This is a genomic window from Streptococcus oralis, from assembly GCF_019929365.1.
GTDB lineage: Bacteria > Bacillota > Bacilli > Lactobacillales > Streptococcaceae > Streptococcus > Streptococcus oralis_BT.
This window is the reverse complement of record NZ_JAHZPH010000002.1, coordinates 114,001-128,262: the sequence shown is the minus strand read 5'-3', so window position 1 is coordinate 128,262 and position 14,262 is coordinate 114,001. Positions and strand designations below refer to the sequence as shown.

14 protein-coding genes are annotated in these 14,262 nt (G+C 43.4%); 2 read left to right on the top strand and 12 right to left on the bottom strand.

The features are described 5' to 3' along the window. Nucleotides 1–20 precede the first annotated feature (20 nt). Nucleotides 21–671, top strand: a complete 651-nt coding sequence (locus tag K1I53_RS04200) for a metal-dependent transcriptional regulator (RefSeq protein WP_125416334.1) — start codon at nucleotides 21–23, stop codon at nucleotides 669–671. A gap of 107 nt (nucleotides 672–778) precedes the next feature. Then, on the top strand, nucleotides 779–1,192 hold the full coding sequence (locus K1I53_RS04195; protein ID WP_223328512.1) for a hypothetical protein: 414 nt from the start codon (nucleotides 779–781) through the stop codon (nucleotides 1,190–1,192). A 30-nt stretch (nucleotides 1,193–1,222) separates the two neighbouring features. On the opposite strand, the gene dtd is transcribed toward K1I53_RS04195, so the two are convergent. From dtd to metF, 12 genes are all read right to left on the bottom strand, one after another. Then, nucleotides 1,223–1,666: a D-aminoacyl-tRNA deacylase gene (gene dtd, locus K1I53_RS04190; protein ID WP_223328511.1), complete on the bottom strand. Its 444-nt coding sequence runs from the start codon at nucleotides 1,664–1,666 to the stop codon at nucleotides 1,223–1,225. An 18-nt stretch (nucleotides 1,667–1,684) separates the two neighbouring features. Beyond that, nucleotides 1,685–3,901, bottom strand: a complete 2,217-nt coding sequence (locus K1I53_RS04185) for a RelA/SpoT family protein (protein ID WP_223328510.1) — start codon at nucleotides 3,899–3,901, stop codon at nucleotides 1,685–1,687. A gap of 143 nt (nucleotides 3,902–4,044) precedes the next feature. Continuing rightward, nucleotides 4,045–5,175 carry an ABC transporter ATP-binding protein gene (locus tag K1I53_RS04180; RefSeq protein ID WP_000229944.1) on the bottom strand — a complete coding sequence of 377 codons (1,131 nt, stop codon included), beginning with the start codon at nucleotides 5,173–5,175 and terminating at the stop codon, nucleotides 4,045–4,047. A 113-nt stretch (nucleotides 5,176–5,288) separates the two neighbouring features. Next, a complete protein-coding gene (locus K1I53_RS04175; protein WP_223328509.1) occupies nucleotides 5,289–6,158 on the bottom strand; it encodes a helix-turn-helix domain-containing protein in 870 nt (289 codons plus the stop codon). Between the two features lie 3 nt (nucleotides 6,159–6,161). After that, nucleotides 6,162–6,548: a Mini-ribonuclease 3 gene (locus K1I53_RS04170; protein WP_223328508.1), complete on the bottom strand. Its 387-nt coding sequence runs from the start codon at nucleotides 6,546–6,548 to the stop codon at nucleotides 6,162–6,164. Next, nucleotides 6,541–7,884, bottom strand: a complete 1,344-nt coding sequence (gene cysS, locus K1I53_RS04165) for a cysteine--tRNA ligase (RefSeq protein ID WP_223328507.1) — start codon at nucleotides 7,882–7,884, stop codon at nucleotides 6,541–6,543. The genes K1I53_RS04170 and cysS overlap by 8 nt, the downstream gene beginning before the upstream one ends. 17 nt (nucleotides 7,885–7,901) lie before the next feature. Beyond that, nucleotides 7,902–8,423 carry a dihydrofolate reductase family protein gene (locus tag K1I53_RS04160; RefSeq protein ID WP_000301974.1) on the bottom strand — a complete coding sequence of 174 codons (522 nt, stop codon included), beginning with the start codon at nucleotides 8,421–8,423 and terminating at the stop codon, nucleotides 7,902–7,904. 8 nt (nucleotides 8,424–8,431) lie between these two features. After that, a complete protein-coding gene (locus K1I53_RS04155; protein ID WP_223328506.1) occupies nucleotides 8,432–9,196 on the bottom strand; it encodes a nucleoside phosphorylase in 765 nt (254 codons plus the stop codon). A 4-nt stretch (nucleotides 9,197–9,200) separates the two neighbouring features. Then, on the bottom strand, nucleotides 9,201–10,067 hold the full coding sequence (locus tag K1I53_RS04150) for a GNAT family N-acetyltransferase (protein WP_223328505.1): 867 nt from the start codon (nucleotides 10,065–10,067) through the stop codon (nucleotides 9,201–9,203). Between the two features lie 11 nt (nucleotides 10,068–10,078). Continuing rightward, entirely contained in the window at nucleotides 10,079–10,696 is a 618-nt protein-coding gene (gene cysE / locus K1I53_RS04145; protein WP_070535748.1) for a serine O-acetyltransferase, read from the bottom strand. Between the two features lie 15 nt (nucleotides 10,697–10,711). Beyond that, complete coding sequence (pnp, locus tag K1I53_RS04140; RefSeq protein ID WP_223328504.1) at nucleotides 10,712–12,925, bottom strand: polyribonucleotide nucleotidyltransferase; 2,214 nt, start codon at nucleotides 12,923–12,925, stop codon at nucleotides 10,712–10,714. 449 nt (nucleotides 12,926–13,374) lie between these two features. Beyond that, nucleotides 13,375–14,241: a methylenetetrahydrofolate reductase [NAD(P)H] gene (metF, locus tag K1I53_RS04135; RefSeq protein WP_049479138.1), complete on the bottom strand. Its 867-nt coding sequence runs from the start codon at nucleotides 14,239–14,241 to the stop codon at nucleotides 13,375–13,377. Nucleotides 14,242–14,262: the final 21 nt, after the last annotated feature.

The window sequence follows — 14,262 nt, the reverse complement described above, 5'->3', positions numbered from 1 at the left end:
GAAAAGACAAGAGGGAACGAATGACGCCAAATAAAGAAGACTACCTAAAATGTATTTATGAAATCGGTACGGAAATGCAAAAAATCACCAATAAAGAAATTGCTGCCCGTATGCAGGTCTCTCCACCTGCCGTAACAGAGATGATCAAACGCATGAAAAGTGAAAATCTCATTCTCAAGGACAAGGAGAACGGCTATCTATTGACAGATATCGGCCTCGAACTGGTCTCTGAGCTCTATCGCAAGCATCGGTTGATTGAAGTCTTTCTAGTTCACCATCTCGACTATACCAGCGATCAAATCCATGAGGAAGCTGAGGTTCTAGAACACACTGTCTCTGACCTCTTTGTGGAGAGATTGGATAAACTGCTTGGCTTCCCTCAAACCTGTCCCCACGGTGGAACTATTCCTGTTAAAGGAGAACTCTTGGTTGAGATCAACAACCTACCTCTAGCAGATACCAAAGAGGCTGGAACCTATCTCCTGACTCGGGTTCATGATAGCTTTGATCTACTCAAATACTTAGAAAAGCATGAGATTCATATTGGTGACCAACTCCAAGTTAAGCAGTTTGATAATTTTTCCAATACTTTTACACTGGTCAACAAGGATGAAGACCTCCAAGTTGGTATCGATATCGCCAAACAACTCTATGTCGAAAAAATCAACTAACCCCTTATTCCTGAAAGAAACTTCTTTCAGGGATTTTTTATTATTTTAGTTGTAAGTCCCATTCTTTTGGTGTAGAATGAAGTTAGAGAAAAGAGGGAGGTCATCTTATGAAAAAGCTCTTTAGAATCCATTTTGCAACCATTGCACTCAGTGATTTGCTACTACTAGCAATTTTTATCTCCAAAACCGATCCCTCTGTAGAGTGGATGCTACTCTCTGGCTTTATTTTCATCCTTGCTCAGGGATTACTGCTATTTCGCTTGGTCAACCGACTCAAAAATCAATTCGCTGAGATTTATCCTCAGATTAGTAAAAAGATTCGCTTCTACTATTTAGGGGTTCTCACCATTGACTTTCTATTATTTGTCCTTTTAGCCTTCACTAGTTCTCAGCGATTTTCCTCTCTTATGCCAATCGTTACTTCTTGTCATTCTACTTTTTATTATATAATGGCTAGCCACATAAGAGAAAACTATCCAGACTTTTACGACAAACATATCTCTTTCTGGAAGTGTCTATAAACAAAAACCAAGCCGACTGGCTTGGTTTTCTTATCTATTTTTAGTATCAAGGATAATGGTAACTGGCCCATCATTTACCAGCTCCACCTGCATATCCGCTCCAAAGATGCCTGTCTGAACAGGCACTTCCTGAGCTAGCTTTTGGTTGAAAGCCTCATAGAAGGCAGCTGCCATATCCGGCTTAGCTGCACCTGTAAAGGCTGGACGATTCCCCTTCTTAGTATCTGCAAAGAGGGTAAACTGAGAAATAGAAAGAATTGCGCCCTCAATATCCTTAACAGACAGATTCATCTTGCCTTCTGCATCTGAAAAAATCCGCATATTGACAAGCTTTCTTACAGCATAGTCCAGATCTTCCTCTTGGTCATCTGGCCCAACACCGACTAATAACAGTAAACCTTGATCTATCTGCCCCTGAACCTGACTTTCAATGCTCACTTGAGCTTTCTTAACTCGTTGAACTACGATTTTCATAAAAATCCTTTCTAGATCTTAGCCATTGGTTCGTTTGACAGAGTAGACTTCTGGCACACTTTTAATCTTATCAACTACTGTCGTTAGAGTTGAGAGGTTTGAGATGCCAAAGGAGACATGGATATTGGCAAATTTCATATCCTTAGTTGGTTGGGCATTAACGGTTGAGATATTCTTGGTCGTGTTGGAAAGAACTTGTAAAACATCATTTAAGAGACCTGTACGGTTGAGGCCGTAGATATCGATGTGGGCAATATATTCCTTGCTTGAGAATTGATCTTCCCATTCCACATCAAGGAGACGTTGCTCGTAGTTTTCTTGGGCGCGAAGGTTCATACAGTCCACACGGTGAATGGCCACACCACGCCCCTTGGTGATGTAGCCAACAATGTTGTCACCCGGCACTGGATTGCAACACTTGGCAATCCGAACCAAGAGACCTGAGGCGCCTTCGATTACCACACCGCCCTCATGCTTGACCTTGAGCTTCTCCTTATTCTCAACCTTAACCTCGCCACCCTTAACTAATTCATCAGCCTCAGCCCTAGCTTTGGCACGTTCCTCCTCACGGCGTTCCTTTTCAGTCAGACGGTTAAAGACGGTAATAGCACTGATTTCTCCAAAACCGATAGCAGCAAAGAGGGAGTCTTCTGTCTTGTAGCTGGTCTTTTGAAGGACTTGGTCCATGTGACGCTTGTCCATGAATTTATTGGCCACATAGCCATTTTCTTGGAGCTGATTAATCAGCAGTTCGCGTCCCTTATTAACAGACAATTCCTTGTCTTGGTTTTTAAAGAACTGACGAATCTTGTTACGTGCCTTGCTGGTCTTAACCATGTTGAGCCAATCACGACTCGGGCCAAAAGAATTGGGGTTGGTTACAATTTCGACCTGATCCCCAGTTTTGAGCTTGGTTGTCAGAGGAACCATACGGCCATTGACCTTAGCACCAGTTGCTTTTTCACCGACTTTGGTATGGATTTCATAGGCAAAATCAATCGGGCCTGAATCTTTTGGAAGGGAGCGAACTGCACCATCTGGAGTAAAGACGTAAATCTCCTCCGCCAGATACTCTTCCTTAACAGACTCGACAAATTCCTTGGCATCGTCAGCCTGGTCTTGTAATTCCATCATTTCCTTGATCCAGTTCATACCAATCGCAGACTCTTTGCTGTTGACCTGACCTTTGATTCCTTTCTTATAAGCCCAGTGAGCCGCAACCCCGTACTCAGCAACTTCGTGCATTTCTTTGGTACGAATCTGGAATTCAATCGGCCCTTTTGGTCCATAGACGGTCGTATGGATAGACTGGTAACCGTTGGCCTTGCGGTTAGCGATATAGTCTTTGAAGCGACCTGGCATGGGTTTCCACAGCTCATGCACATAACCCAACATGGCGTAAACATCACTCTGGGTATCTAAGATACAGCGAATGGCAATCAGGTCATAAATCTCCTCAAAGCGTTTCTTCTTATCCTGCATCTTGCGATAGATAGAGTAGATATGCTTGGGACGGCCATAGATTTTCCCTTTTAGATTGCGTTCGGAAGTGTAGTCCTCTAACTTTGTCACGACTTCATCGACCAAAGCCTCACGCTCTCTGCGTTTTTCCTTCATCATATGAGTGATCTTGTAAAACTCAGTTGGATTGAGATATCGGAAGGACAAGTCTTCCAACTCCCACTTGACGCTGGAAATTCCCAGACGATGAGCAAGTGGTGCATAGATTTCCATGGTTTCTCTGGAAATGCGTTCCTGTTTGTCCTTTCGTAGGTGGTTAAGCGTTCTCATATTATGCAAGCGGTCAGAAAGTTTGACCAAGATAACGCGGATATCCTCAGACATGGCCATGAGCATCTTGCGGTGATTTTCCGCTAATTGCTCTTCAATCGATTTGTACTCAACCTTACCAAGCTTAGTCACTCCATCAACAATAATGCGAACATCATGACCAAACTCTTGCTCTAAATCATCCAATGTCGCCTCTGTGTCCTCAACCACGTCATGCAAAAAACCACAGGCAACTGTTACGGCATCCAGCTTGAGCTTAGCTAGAATTCCTGCTACCTGAATGGGATGGATAATATAGGGCTCACCTGATTTGCGAAACTGCCCACTGTGACAATCAACTGCGTAAATCAATGCTTTTTGTACAAAAGCAACGTCTTCCTTTGTTAAATACTCTCTCGTTAAAGCGACAACCTCATCGCCCGTCAAATTCACTTCTTTCGGCATTTATTCTCTCCAATTCTTCCTACCATTTTATCACTTTTTTAAGAATATTAAAACTAGAAAAGCCTGTTTTCATGCCTAGCCTAAGCAATTAAAAGAAAAACACTGCAAGAGAGACTCTACAGTGCTTTGTTATTTTATTTATCTTAGTAAACTGTTTTTTCAGTTTCTACGTCGAAGAAGTGTGCTTTGTTCAAGTCAAATCCGAGTTCAACTGTTGCACCTGTTTGCAAGTAGTCACGAGCATCCACTTTCGCAACAAATTCATCTTTACCAACTTGGCAGTAAAGGTGAGATTCTGAACCAAGCAATTCTGATACGGAAATAGTAGCTTTGACAACTGATTCTGGGAATGTTTCAAGGAAAGCAGGTTCTGCATTCACATCTTCTGGACGGATACCGAAGATCAACTCTTTTCCTTCGTAGCCTTTGTCACGAAGAACTTTCAAAGCACCTTCTGGCACTTTCAAGCGGAAACCGTCAGAAACAATTTCGCTACCAACCAATTTCACATTGATAAAGTTCATAGCTGGGCTTCCGATGAATCCTGCAACGAACTTGTTAACTGGGTTTTTGTAAACTTCTTGAGGGGTACCGATTTGTTCAACACGTCCGATAGTACCTGTACCAGCAGGGTTCTTAGTTGCTGACATGATAACGATACGATCTGCAAGTGTCATCGCTTCTGTTTGGTCGTGAGTTACGTAAATAGTTGTAGCTCCGATACGACGGTGGATTTTCGCAATTTCAGCACGCATCGATACACGAAGTTTGGCATCCAAGTTTGACAAAGGTTCGTCCATCAAGAATACTTTTGCATCACGGACGATTGCACGACCCATGGCAACACGTTGACGTTGACCACCTGAAAGGTCAGCAGGTTTACGATCCAAAAATTCTTTCAAACCAAGGATTGCTGCTGCTTCTTGCACACGTTTGTCGATATCTTCCTTGCTGTATTTACGCAATTTCAAACCGAAAGCCATGTTGTCATATACAGTCATGTGTGGGTAAAGAGCGTAGTTTTGGAATACCATGGCGATGTCACGGTCTTTTGGAGCTACGTCGTTGACAACCACGCCATCGATAGATGCAGTACCTTCTGTGATATCTTCAAGACCAGCAATCATACGAAGAGTTGTTGATTTACCACACCCTGAAGGACCTACGAAAACGATAAATTCCTTGTCTTTGATATCCAAGTTAAAGTCTTCAACTGAGTAGTGTTCGCTGTTTGGATATTTTTTGTAAATATTTTTAAGATTTAATTCTACCATCGAGGTGAACTCCTTTTGTATTTTGATAGTTTCATTATAGATGAAAACGCTTTACATTTCTATGGCAAGGTGACCAAAAAAATTAAAAAGTTCTGTGCAACTTGCACAAAACTTTAAAGAAAATCTGGTAAAATCAACTGATAACAAAGGGTGAGATCCGTCAACTCCTTCAACTGAAGTCCTGTCAATTCTTCCCATTTGTCAATCTTGTATTGGAGAGAGTTGCGGTGCAGATAGAGTTGCTGGGCTGTTTTAGTGAGAACGGCACTATTTTCCCAAAGGGAGAGAATGATTTCCTGAATCTGATCCTGATCCAAAATCATCTGATGCAAGCATTCTTTAATGACTCTCAGGTCCACAAGTCTTTTTCCCATACTCCAAAGATAGAGCTGTGAAAAGGTATGAACACCTTGGTGACCCTGACGCCACCAAGCCTTAAACAAGTCCCGCTCTGCTTTGATTAAGTCTGATAGGGCTTGAGGACCTGTCTGAGACCACACCTGGCCTAACATGATAGACAGACGAAGTCCAAAGTCATACTCAACCGCTTCAATCATATCGGATAAAATCGAGCGGACAGAGTTGTACTTATCTTGTTGAAGAACAAATACATAATCCTGAGCACCGACCTGTAGCACTGTTTGGCAGTTGGGAAAAAGAGTTTGCATCATATCTAGCCAAGAGGATAGATTTTCCTGTTGGAAATAGGAAAGATGGCAATAAACCAGCTGAATTTTTTTAAAAGTTTGCGGTGCCTGCCCCTTACCCTCTATCAGATAAGAAAACCAAGGATTAAGTGAACGAGCCTGCTCCTGCTGGGTCAAAAGGGCAACCAGCTGCTTTTCACGCTCGCTGAGCCCAGCTTCCTCCAGTAAAATCCACTGCTGAGAAGCTAAAGGGAGAGTAAGATAGCCTGGTTTCTCTACTGGCTGATCTGAAATCTGAGCTTCAGGAAACCAGTCTTGTAATTCCTTTGCAATCATATTCTAGCCCTCCACTTTTTGGATGCACCAAGAAATTAGGGTCTCTAGACGCTCCACATTTTCAGTCAGATGGAGATAGCCCATCACTGCTTCAAAACCTGTAGACATGCGGTAAGTCACCACATCTGCATTTTTAGCCTTTGTGTGGCTATTGGTATTGCGGCCACGTTTGTAGATTTCTTCTTCTTTTTCCGTCAGGACTTGCTCTTCCAACATGAGGGCAATCAAGTGAGCTTGAGCCTTGGCAGATACATACTTAGTCGCCTCTTGGTGGAGTTTATTGGGCTTGGTCATGCCTTTGAGGATGAGGTGGCGACGAATATACATGGAATAAACCGCATCTCCCTCAAAAGCTAGCGCAATCCCATTAATAAGATTGACATCAATCACGAGTCCACCTCACTCCATCCTTGGTGTCAAGGAGCTTAATTCCTTGAGCCGCCAATTGGTCACGGATTTGGTCCGCTGTCGCAAAGTCACGATTCGCACGCGCTTCTTGACGTTTTTGAATCAAGGCTTCAATGTCTGCATCCAAAACTTCCTCAACAAAGACAATCCCAAAGACCTCTAACATAGCCGCAAGAGCTTGCTTAACATTTGCATCATAGTTGCCTGAGTTGATCCACTTGGCCATTTCAAAGACAACTGTGATACCGTTTGCGGAGTTGAAATCCTCATCCATAGTGGCTACAAACTTATCTTTAAAGTCCTGTAACTCTTGAGTATCTACAGTTCCAGAAAATGGTTGCTCGTAGGTGTTCTTTAGATACTTGAGATTAGTCTCGGCGTCATGCACTGCTTTTTCGGTAAAGTTGATTGGTTTACGGTAGTGTTGAGTCGCAAAGAAGAAACGTAGCACTTGGCCATCAATGGTTTTGAGGGCATCATGGACTGTGATGAAATTCCCCAAGGATTTAGACATCTTAACATTGTCGATATTGACAAAGCCATTGTGCATCCAGTAGTTGGCGAAAGTCTTGCCTGTTTTTGCTTCTGACTGGGCAATTTCATTGGTGTGATGCGGAAACTCCAGATCAGCTCCACCACCGTGGATATCAATGGTATCGCCCAAAATCTCTGTTGACATGACCGAACACTCGATATGCCAGCCCGGACGGCCTGCTCCCCAAGGACTGTCCCAAGAAATCTCACCTGTTTTAGCTGTTTTCCATAGAGCAAAGTCTACAGGATTTTCCTTGCGAGCTGTTTCTTCATCGGTACGACCTGAAGCACCCAGCTCCAAATCTTCCAAGGTTTTATTAGCCAACTTAGCATAGTTATGGGATTTTTCTACACGGAAATAGACATCCCCTTGACTCTCGTAAGCATAACCTTTTTCAATCAAGTCAGCGACAAAACGAATGATGTCATCCATAAACTCCACTACACGCGGATGGCGAGTCGCAGGTTTCACACCCAAGGCCGTCACATCCTCACGAAAGGCAGCGATGTACTTGTCCGCAACCTCTTGAGGCGTGATGCCTTCTTCCTTGGCACGGTTGATAATCTTATCATCTACGTCTGTAAAATTGGAAATATAGGCAACTTCGTAGCCACGGTATTCGAAATAACGACGAATGGTATCAAAAGCCACCGTCGAACGGGCATTCCCAACGTGGATATAGTTGTATACCGTTGGCCCACAGACATACATGCGAACCTTTCCTTCTTCGATTGGGACAAATTCTCGCAAATCACGAGACATGGTGTCGTAAATTTTAATCATGCGGTCCACTCCCTTCTCTATTTTTGACTTTTTCGGCTGAAAACCAGCTCTGCAAAAGGGCCAAATTGTCTGAGGCTATCCAGTTGGTAAAAGCGCTGCCCTTCCTCTTGGGTAAAGAGGGGAACCCCCTTTCCTAGGATAAGGGGCGCTATCTGAATAATGAGGTGGTCGAAAAGATCCGCATCCAAGAGCGGTCCTACCAAGGAATTACCACCAATCACAAAGACATTTTTGCCTTTGTCAATCTGGTGAACAAAATCCACCACATCCCCAGCTACTGGCTGGTAATTGCTGACAGGCAGGTGTCTATCATGCGTAAAGACATAGTTTTCCGTAGCTTGATAAAAACTTTCTACATCTTGCAAATCCTGAATTTCCTCAAAGGTCCGCTTGCCCATGATGGTGATATCCATTTGCCTGTAAAAGTCATCATAGCCTGTATCCTCTACAGAACCAAGCTGATGCAGCCAGTCTATCCTGTGCTGGCTGTCTGCCAAGTAGCCATCCATGGTGATACAGCCGTAAAAATATACTGCCATTCTTGTAGTTACCTTTCTAGTTCCTTTGCTATTGTCAAAGCGATAGTGAAAAAAGTCATGGCATCAGCTGTCCGCTCTTCATGGCGGGCATCCCAGGTTCGGTTATGATGATCCACATAGTCAGCTGTGTAGAAGAATTGATAGACCTTGCTCTTGCGGAATTGACTCCAAGCCATGATAGCTGAAGCTTCCATGTCCACCACTTTGGCTCCAGCAGCCAAGCGACGCTTGACCTTATCAGGCGTTTCTCGATAGAAAGCATCTGTGGTCCAGGACTTGGTGCGGATATGCTCAATATCGTACTTGTCAAAGATAGCTTCAAGCTTAACTAACAGAGACTCGTCATAAGCGACTTCATCACCCAGTGGGGCATAGTGGTAGCTAGTGCCTTCATCTCGCAAAGCAGTCGCTGGCAGGATAATTTTATCTGCCTGAATAGACTGATCTAGAACTCCGCAAGAACCCAAAACAATAAAGTTCTTAAATCCTCTTGCTTTGAGTTCTTCTAAGAGTCCGACAATCACCGGGGCTCCAATCGTAGCTATAGCAACTGCTACCTTACTCCCATCTTTTTCATAGATATACCATGGAAATCTACCATTTAGATTGGTTAAATAGCCACCTTCATAAACATCTTCAAACTGCTTTACTCGTTCAACGATTTCTCCATTAAAAGATAAAATAATCGTGTCACAGATTTCTCCACCATCACGAATACTTCGATCAGTTGGTTCGATAACAGCAGGTACATTTTCGAATTCTTCTAATAGCATTTTTCTACTCCTTCTCATTCAGATAAACTACCTGTGTCTGTTTGACAAAGCCGATTTTTTCATACAAGCTCTTGGCACCTACGTTGCTGTCTTCTACTGCAATCTGAAATTCCTTATCATTTTGCTCAATCAGTTGGTTGACTAGGGATTTTGCTAAATAGCTTCCGTAGCCTTTGCCACATTCAAGTTCTGATATTGCTAAACCGTAGAGGTAATTCGTATTAGTCGATAAATCTACCGTACAAGTCCCAATAACCTGACCGTCCTTTAATAAAATATATAGACGACTTTCTGGATCCTTCAGAGCTTCGGCGACATATCTATCCACAACTTCTCTCAATTCATGCTCCTCTGAAAATGCCTGAAATTTTAACTGGCTAATTTGCTCCTGATACGAACTATCTGCTAACAAAACTTCAAGATTAGAAACAGTTACTAACTGATAAGGTCTTCTATCCTTACCTAACCAGGTTTCCGTCTCTTTATCCTCGACCAGTCCCCAGTTATTGACAAAATCAGGATGACGTTCTAGAAAAACACGTTCTGTCTGAAAAGTAACTGAATGAATAGGGAAAGAAGCCGTTTCTTTCTCAAAACTCGTAAACAAAGCACGCGCAATTCCCTGACGGCGATGATTTGGATGAACCAGTATCGTCACTTCCACATCTTGGTCATCGGCATAGACAGTTAAGAGACCAACAAGTTCGCCTTTTTCATAATAAAGGAAAAAGGCGGGCATGTTTGGGTCAAAATTAAGCATGTTAGAAAGATAGGGATCACGATAAGTTCCATCATAGGCTTGGCAACAGTCAATTAGTTTTTTCGCTTCAAATAACTCTTCTTGGCTCAACTTGTTTCTTGCTTGAATCATATAGGTATCCTCTACAACCCCGACGATCTGTGACTGGCTTCTTTAGCCTGCTCTAGTTTATTGACGTAGTACTCTCGTTTTTCTTCAACTTCATGGATCGTTGGTTCATCCTTCTGTCCATGAACGCGAACAATCTTAGCTGGAATACCGACAACTGTCACATCACTAGGTACGTCTGCCACGACTACTGCAGCAGCACCGACTTTGGCATTTTCACCGATTTCTACCGGTCCGATGACTTGGGCATGGGCTGATATGAGAGCTCCTTTACGCACAGTCGGATGGCGTTTGCCAACATCCTTACCAGTCCCACCAAGAGTCACTCCGTGATAGAGAAGAACGCCTTTTTCAACAATCGCCGTCTCTCCAATCACCAAGCCAGAACCATGGTCGATAAAGACACCTGATTCTATCTGAGCACCCGGATGAATCTCAATCTGGGTCCAAAAGCGCCAAAACTGACTATGCATCCGAGCCAGGAGTTTAAAGCCGTGCTTCCAGAGAAAATGCGAGAGACGGTGGGCAGCTAAGGCCTTGACACCTGGATAAGTCAGCAAAACTTCCAAACTGTTGCGTGCCGCTGGATCATTTTCTTTTACAATATCAATGGTTTCGCGCCACCATCCCATACATTTCTCCTTTTCTTATTCTGAATCTTTTGGCGTATCTGTGAATTCTTTCTTAGGTTTGTGGTCCTTGTGATGACGTGGACGGTGAGGTCGCTCAGACTTTTCGCCTTTTTCATCATGCTCAGGTTTTGGAGGACGAGGAAGAAGAGCTTTCATAGAGGCATCGATACGGCCTTTTTCATCAATCTTGATAACCTTAACATCGACTTCATCACCGATAGCTACCAAGTCTTCTACACGGTTAGTACGAGTCCAAGCCATTTCAGAAATGTGCACAAGTGCATCTGTCTTATCAAAGAGGTTAACAAAGGCACCGAATTTCTCGATACGAACAACCTTAGCATGGTAAACTTCATCCACTTTGGCTTCACGAACCAAACCAGCAATGATTTCTTTGGTACGGTTAATGGCATCTTGGTCGCTAGAGTAGATAGACACATTTCCTTCTTCGTCGATATCAATCTTAACACCTGTTTCAGCGATGATCTTGTCAATGGTTTCTCCACCTTTACCGATGACAATCTTAATCTTGTCCACATCAATCTTGATGGTATCAATTTTCGGTGCAGTTGGAGCCAATTCTGGACGAACTTCTGGAATAGTTGCTTCAATCACATCAAGAATTTCAAAACGCGCTTTCTTGGCTTGAGCAAGGGCTTCAGTCAAGATTTCTGCAGTAATTCCTTGGATCTTGATATCCATTTGAAGGGCTGTAATCCCGTCACGAGTACCTGCTACCTTAAAGTCCATGTCTCCAAAGTGGTCTTCCAATCCTTGGATATCTGTCAATACTGTATAGTTATTTCCATCTGAGATGAGACCCATGGCAATACCAGCTACTGGCGCCTTGATTGGCACACCACCAGCCATAAGGGCAAGCGTTCCCGCACAGATAGAGGCTTGAGAAGATGAACCGTTTGATTCCAAGACCTCTGCTACCAAGCGAATCGCGTATGGAAATTCTTCCAAACTAGGCAAGACTTGAGCAAGGGCACGCTCACCAAGAGCACCGTGACCGATTTCACGACGACCAGGCGCACCATAACGACCTGTTTCCCCTACAGAGTATTGAGGGAAGTTATAGTGGTGCATAAAGCGTTTCTTGTACTCTGGATCCAAACCATCGATGATTTGAGTTTCTCCCATCGGAGCCAAGGTCAAAACTGAAAGAGCTTGAGTTTGTCCACGAGTGAAAAGGCCAGAACCATGTACACGAGGAAGGAAGTCAACAACCGCATCCAAAGGACGGATTTCATCGACCTTACGACCGTCAGGACGAACCTTGTCTTCTGTAATCAAACGGCGCACTTCAGCGTGTTCCATTTGTTCCAAGATTTCAGCCACATCACGCATGATGCGGTCACATTCTTCGTGGTCTGCATATTTTTCTTCGTAAACAGCAGTCACTTGGTCTTTAACTGCTTGAGTTGCAGCTTCACGCGCCAATTTTTCTTCTACTTGGACCGCTTTTTGGAGATCACTGTTGTAAGCTGCGATGATTTCAGCTTGCAAGTCAGCATCTACATGAAGCAATTCTACTTCTGCTTTTTCTTTACCTACTGCTGCTACGATTTCTTCTTGGAAGGCAATCAATTCTTTAACTGCTTCGTGCCCTTTGAGAAGGGCTTCCAACATGATTTCTTCTGACAATTCTTTGGCACCAGACTCAACCATGTTGATAGCGTGTTTGGTCCCAGCTACTGTCAATTCAAGAAGCGATTGCTCTGCCTGTTCTTGAGTAGGGTTGATGATGATTTCACCGTCTACATAGCCCACTTGTACCCCAGCGATTGGTCCGTCAAATGGAATGTCTGAGATAGAAAGCGCTAAAGATGAGCCAAACATAGCCGCCATTGGAGCAGAGGCATTTTCATCATAAGAGAGCACTGTGTTGATTACTTGCACTTCGTTACGGAAACCTTCCGCAAACATAGGACGGATTGGACGGTCAATCAAACGCGCTGTCAAAGTCGCATCTGTTGATGGACGTCCTTCACGTTTCATAAAGCCACCAGGAAACTTCCCAGCCGCATACATTTTTTCTTCATAGTTGACTTGGAGTGGGAAGAAATCCCCAGTTGCCATTTTCTTAGACATAACGGCCGCAGTCAAGACAGTTGACTCACCGTAACGCACGACAACAGAGCCATTTGCTTGCTTAGCAACCTGACCAATCTCTACGATTAACTCACGACCCGCAAAAGTCGTTTGAAACACTTGTTTTGTCATTTTAATCCCCTTTGGATTGATGAAATTATACGCCTTGCCTACAAAGATCAAGATACTAAGGACGTCAAAAGCAAAGTAAAAATAGGAAGCTGACGAAGTCTTCGATGAAGACAAGACAGTTTATCTTTTTTACACAGCTTTTCGGTCGGGTTCAATTACTCATGATAGCATAGATTGATGCAGTGTGCGATGCACACTGAGAAATCTATCTTTTTCACTAGGGATTTAGCCCGTGTTCAACTATCTAGATACTTTGAAATATCCAAGAATAATATTCTCTAGCATCTGTCTATTTTTGTTAGATTTAAATTGCTAAAAATCTTTTTATACCCTCATCTTTGTATCAAGTACGTACAGAGTCTATTTTATCATATTTTTCTTAAAAAGTGCGGGCTTTTCTATTAAAAAGGAACCATCCCCCTCGCTTGAGAAGAATGGTTTGCTTTTTATTACCCTAAAGACTGATGATTAAACAAGGCATGGGTTGCTTGGTGGATGTATTTCGCTGTTTCAGCATTGTTCATGGTGTACAAATGCACACCTGCGACATCCTGAGTGACCAAGTCCACGATTTGATCCACTGCGTAGGCAAGTCCTGCTGCTCTGAGCGACTCAGGGTCATGCTCATACTTGTCTAAGATGGCTTTAAATTTACGTGGAAGGTGGATATTCTCACACGTTTTCAAGAGACGAAGCGCTTGGTTACGGTTAAGAATAGGCATGATTCCCGCATGAATGGGAACATCAATCCCTGCCAAGGTACACTTATCTTGAAAATCATAGAAACGCTCATTGTCAAAGAAAAGTTGAGTTACGAGACTTGAACAGCCTGCATCTACTTTCTTCTTGAGATTTTGAATATCTGAGATTTGGTTTGGCGAGTCAGGGTGCCCCTCTGGGTAGCAAGCGCCAACAATATCAAAGTGAGGGGCTTGTTCCTTGATGAACTCGATCAAATCCGTTGCGTAGCGGAAATCCTTTTGCGGTTCCACATCAGGAATGATGTCCCCACGTAGAGCCAAGATTTTTCGCACACCAACCTTGTCCAAGTCCGCAAGTGTCTCTGCAACCTTCTCCTTAGTCAGATAGATAGCTGGTAGGTGAGCAATGGTTGGAATCGCCAAGTCATTCTGGATAAAGTCAGCCAAACGAACCGTTGTTTCCTTGATATTAAATTTATTATTGCTAGCAGTCACACTGATAAAGTGTGGTGTCAGCTCCCGCATATCCTGCAAGGCTGAAATAATTTTATCATTACCCACTGCTGGGTTTGGAGGGAACACTTCAAATGAAAGTGACGGCGTTTGGCGTGACATAGTCATTATCCTTTTCTTTTT

Bases quoted from the DNA above. Each gene is read 5' to 3' on its own strand.
- K1I53_RS04185 (WP_223328510.1), bottom strand. From the start codon at position 3,901: ATGCCGAAAGAAGTGAATTTGACGGGCGATGAGGTTGTCGCTTTAACG.
- K1I53_RS04175 (WP_223328509.1), bottom strand. From the start codon at position 6,158: ATGATTGCAAAGGAATTACAAGACTGGTTTCCTGAAGCTCAGATTTCA.
- K1I53_RS04155 (WP_223328506.1), bottom strand. From the start codon at position 9,196: ATGCTATTAGAAGAATTCGAAAATGTACCTGCTGTTATCGAACCAACT.
- cysS (WP_223328507.1), bottom strand. From the start codon at position 7,884: ATGATTAAAATTTACGACACCATGTCTCGTGATTTGCGAGAATTTGTC.
- cysE (WP_070535748.1), bottom strand. From the start codon at position 10,696: ATGGGATGGTGGCGCGAAACCATTGATATTGTAAAAGAAAATGATCCA.
- K1I53_RS04200 (WP_125416334.1), top strand. From the start codon at position 21: ATGACGCCAAATAAAGAAGACTACCTAAAATGTATTTATGAAATCGGT.
- metF (WP_049479138.1), bottom strand. From the start codon at position 14,241: ATGTCACGCCAAACGCCGTCACTTTCATTTGAAGTGTTCCCTCCAAAC.
- dtd (WP_223328511.1), bottom strand. From the start codon at position 1,666: ATGAAAATCGTAGTTCAACGAGTTAAGAAAGCTCAAGTGAGCATTGAA.
- K1I53_RS04160 (WP_000301974.1), bottom strand. From the start codon at position 8,423: ATGGCAGTATATTTTTACGGCTGTATCACCATGGATGGCTACTTGGCA.
- K1I53_RS04195 (WP_223328512.1), top strand. From the start codon at position 779: ATGAAAAAGCTCTTTAGAATCCATTTTGCAACCATTGCACTCAGTGAT.
- K1I53_RS04180 (WP_000229944.1), bottom strand. From the start codon at position 5,175: ATGGTAGAATTAAATCTTAAAAATATTTACAAAAAATATCCAAACAGC.
- K1I53_RS04150 (WP_223328505.1), bottom strand. From the start codon at position 10,067: ATGATTCAAGCAAGAAACAAGTTGAGCCAAGAAGAGTTATTTGAAGCG.
- pnp (WP_223328504.1), bottom strand. From the start codon at position 12,925: ATGACAAAACAAGTGTTTCAAACGACTTTTGCGGGTCGTGAGTTAATC.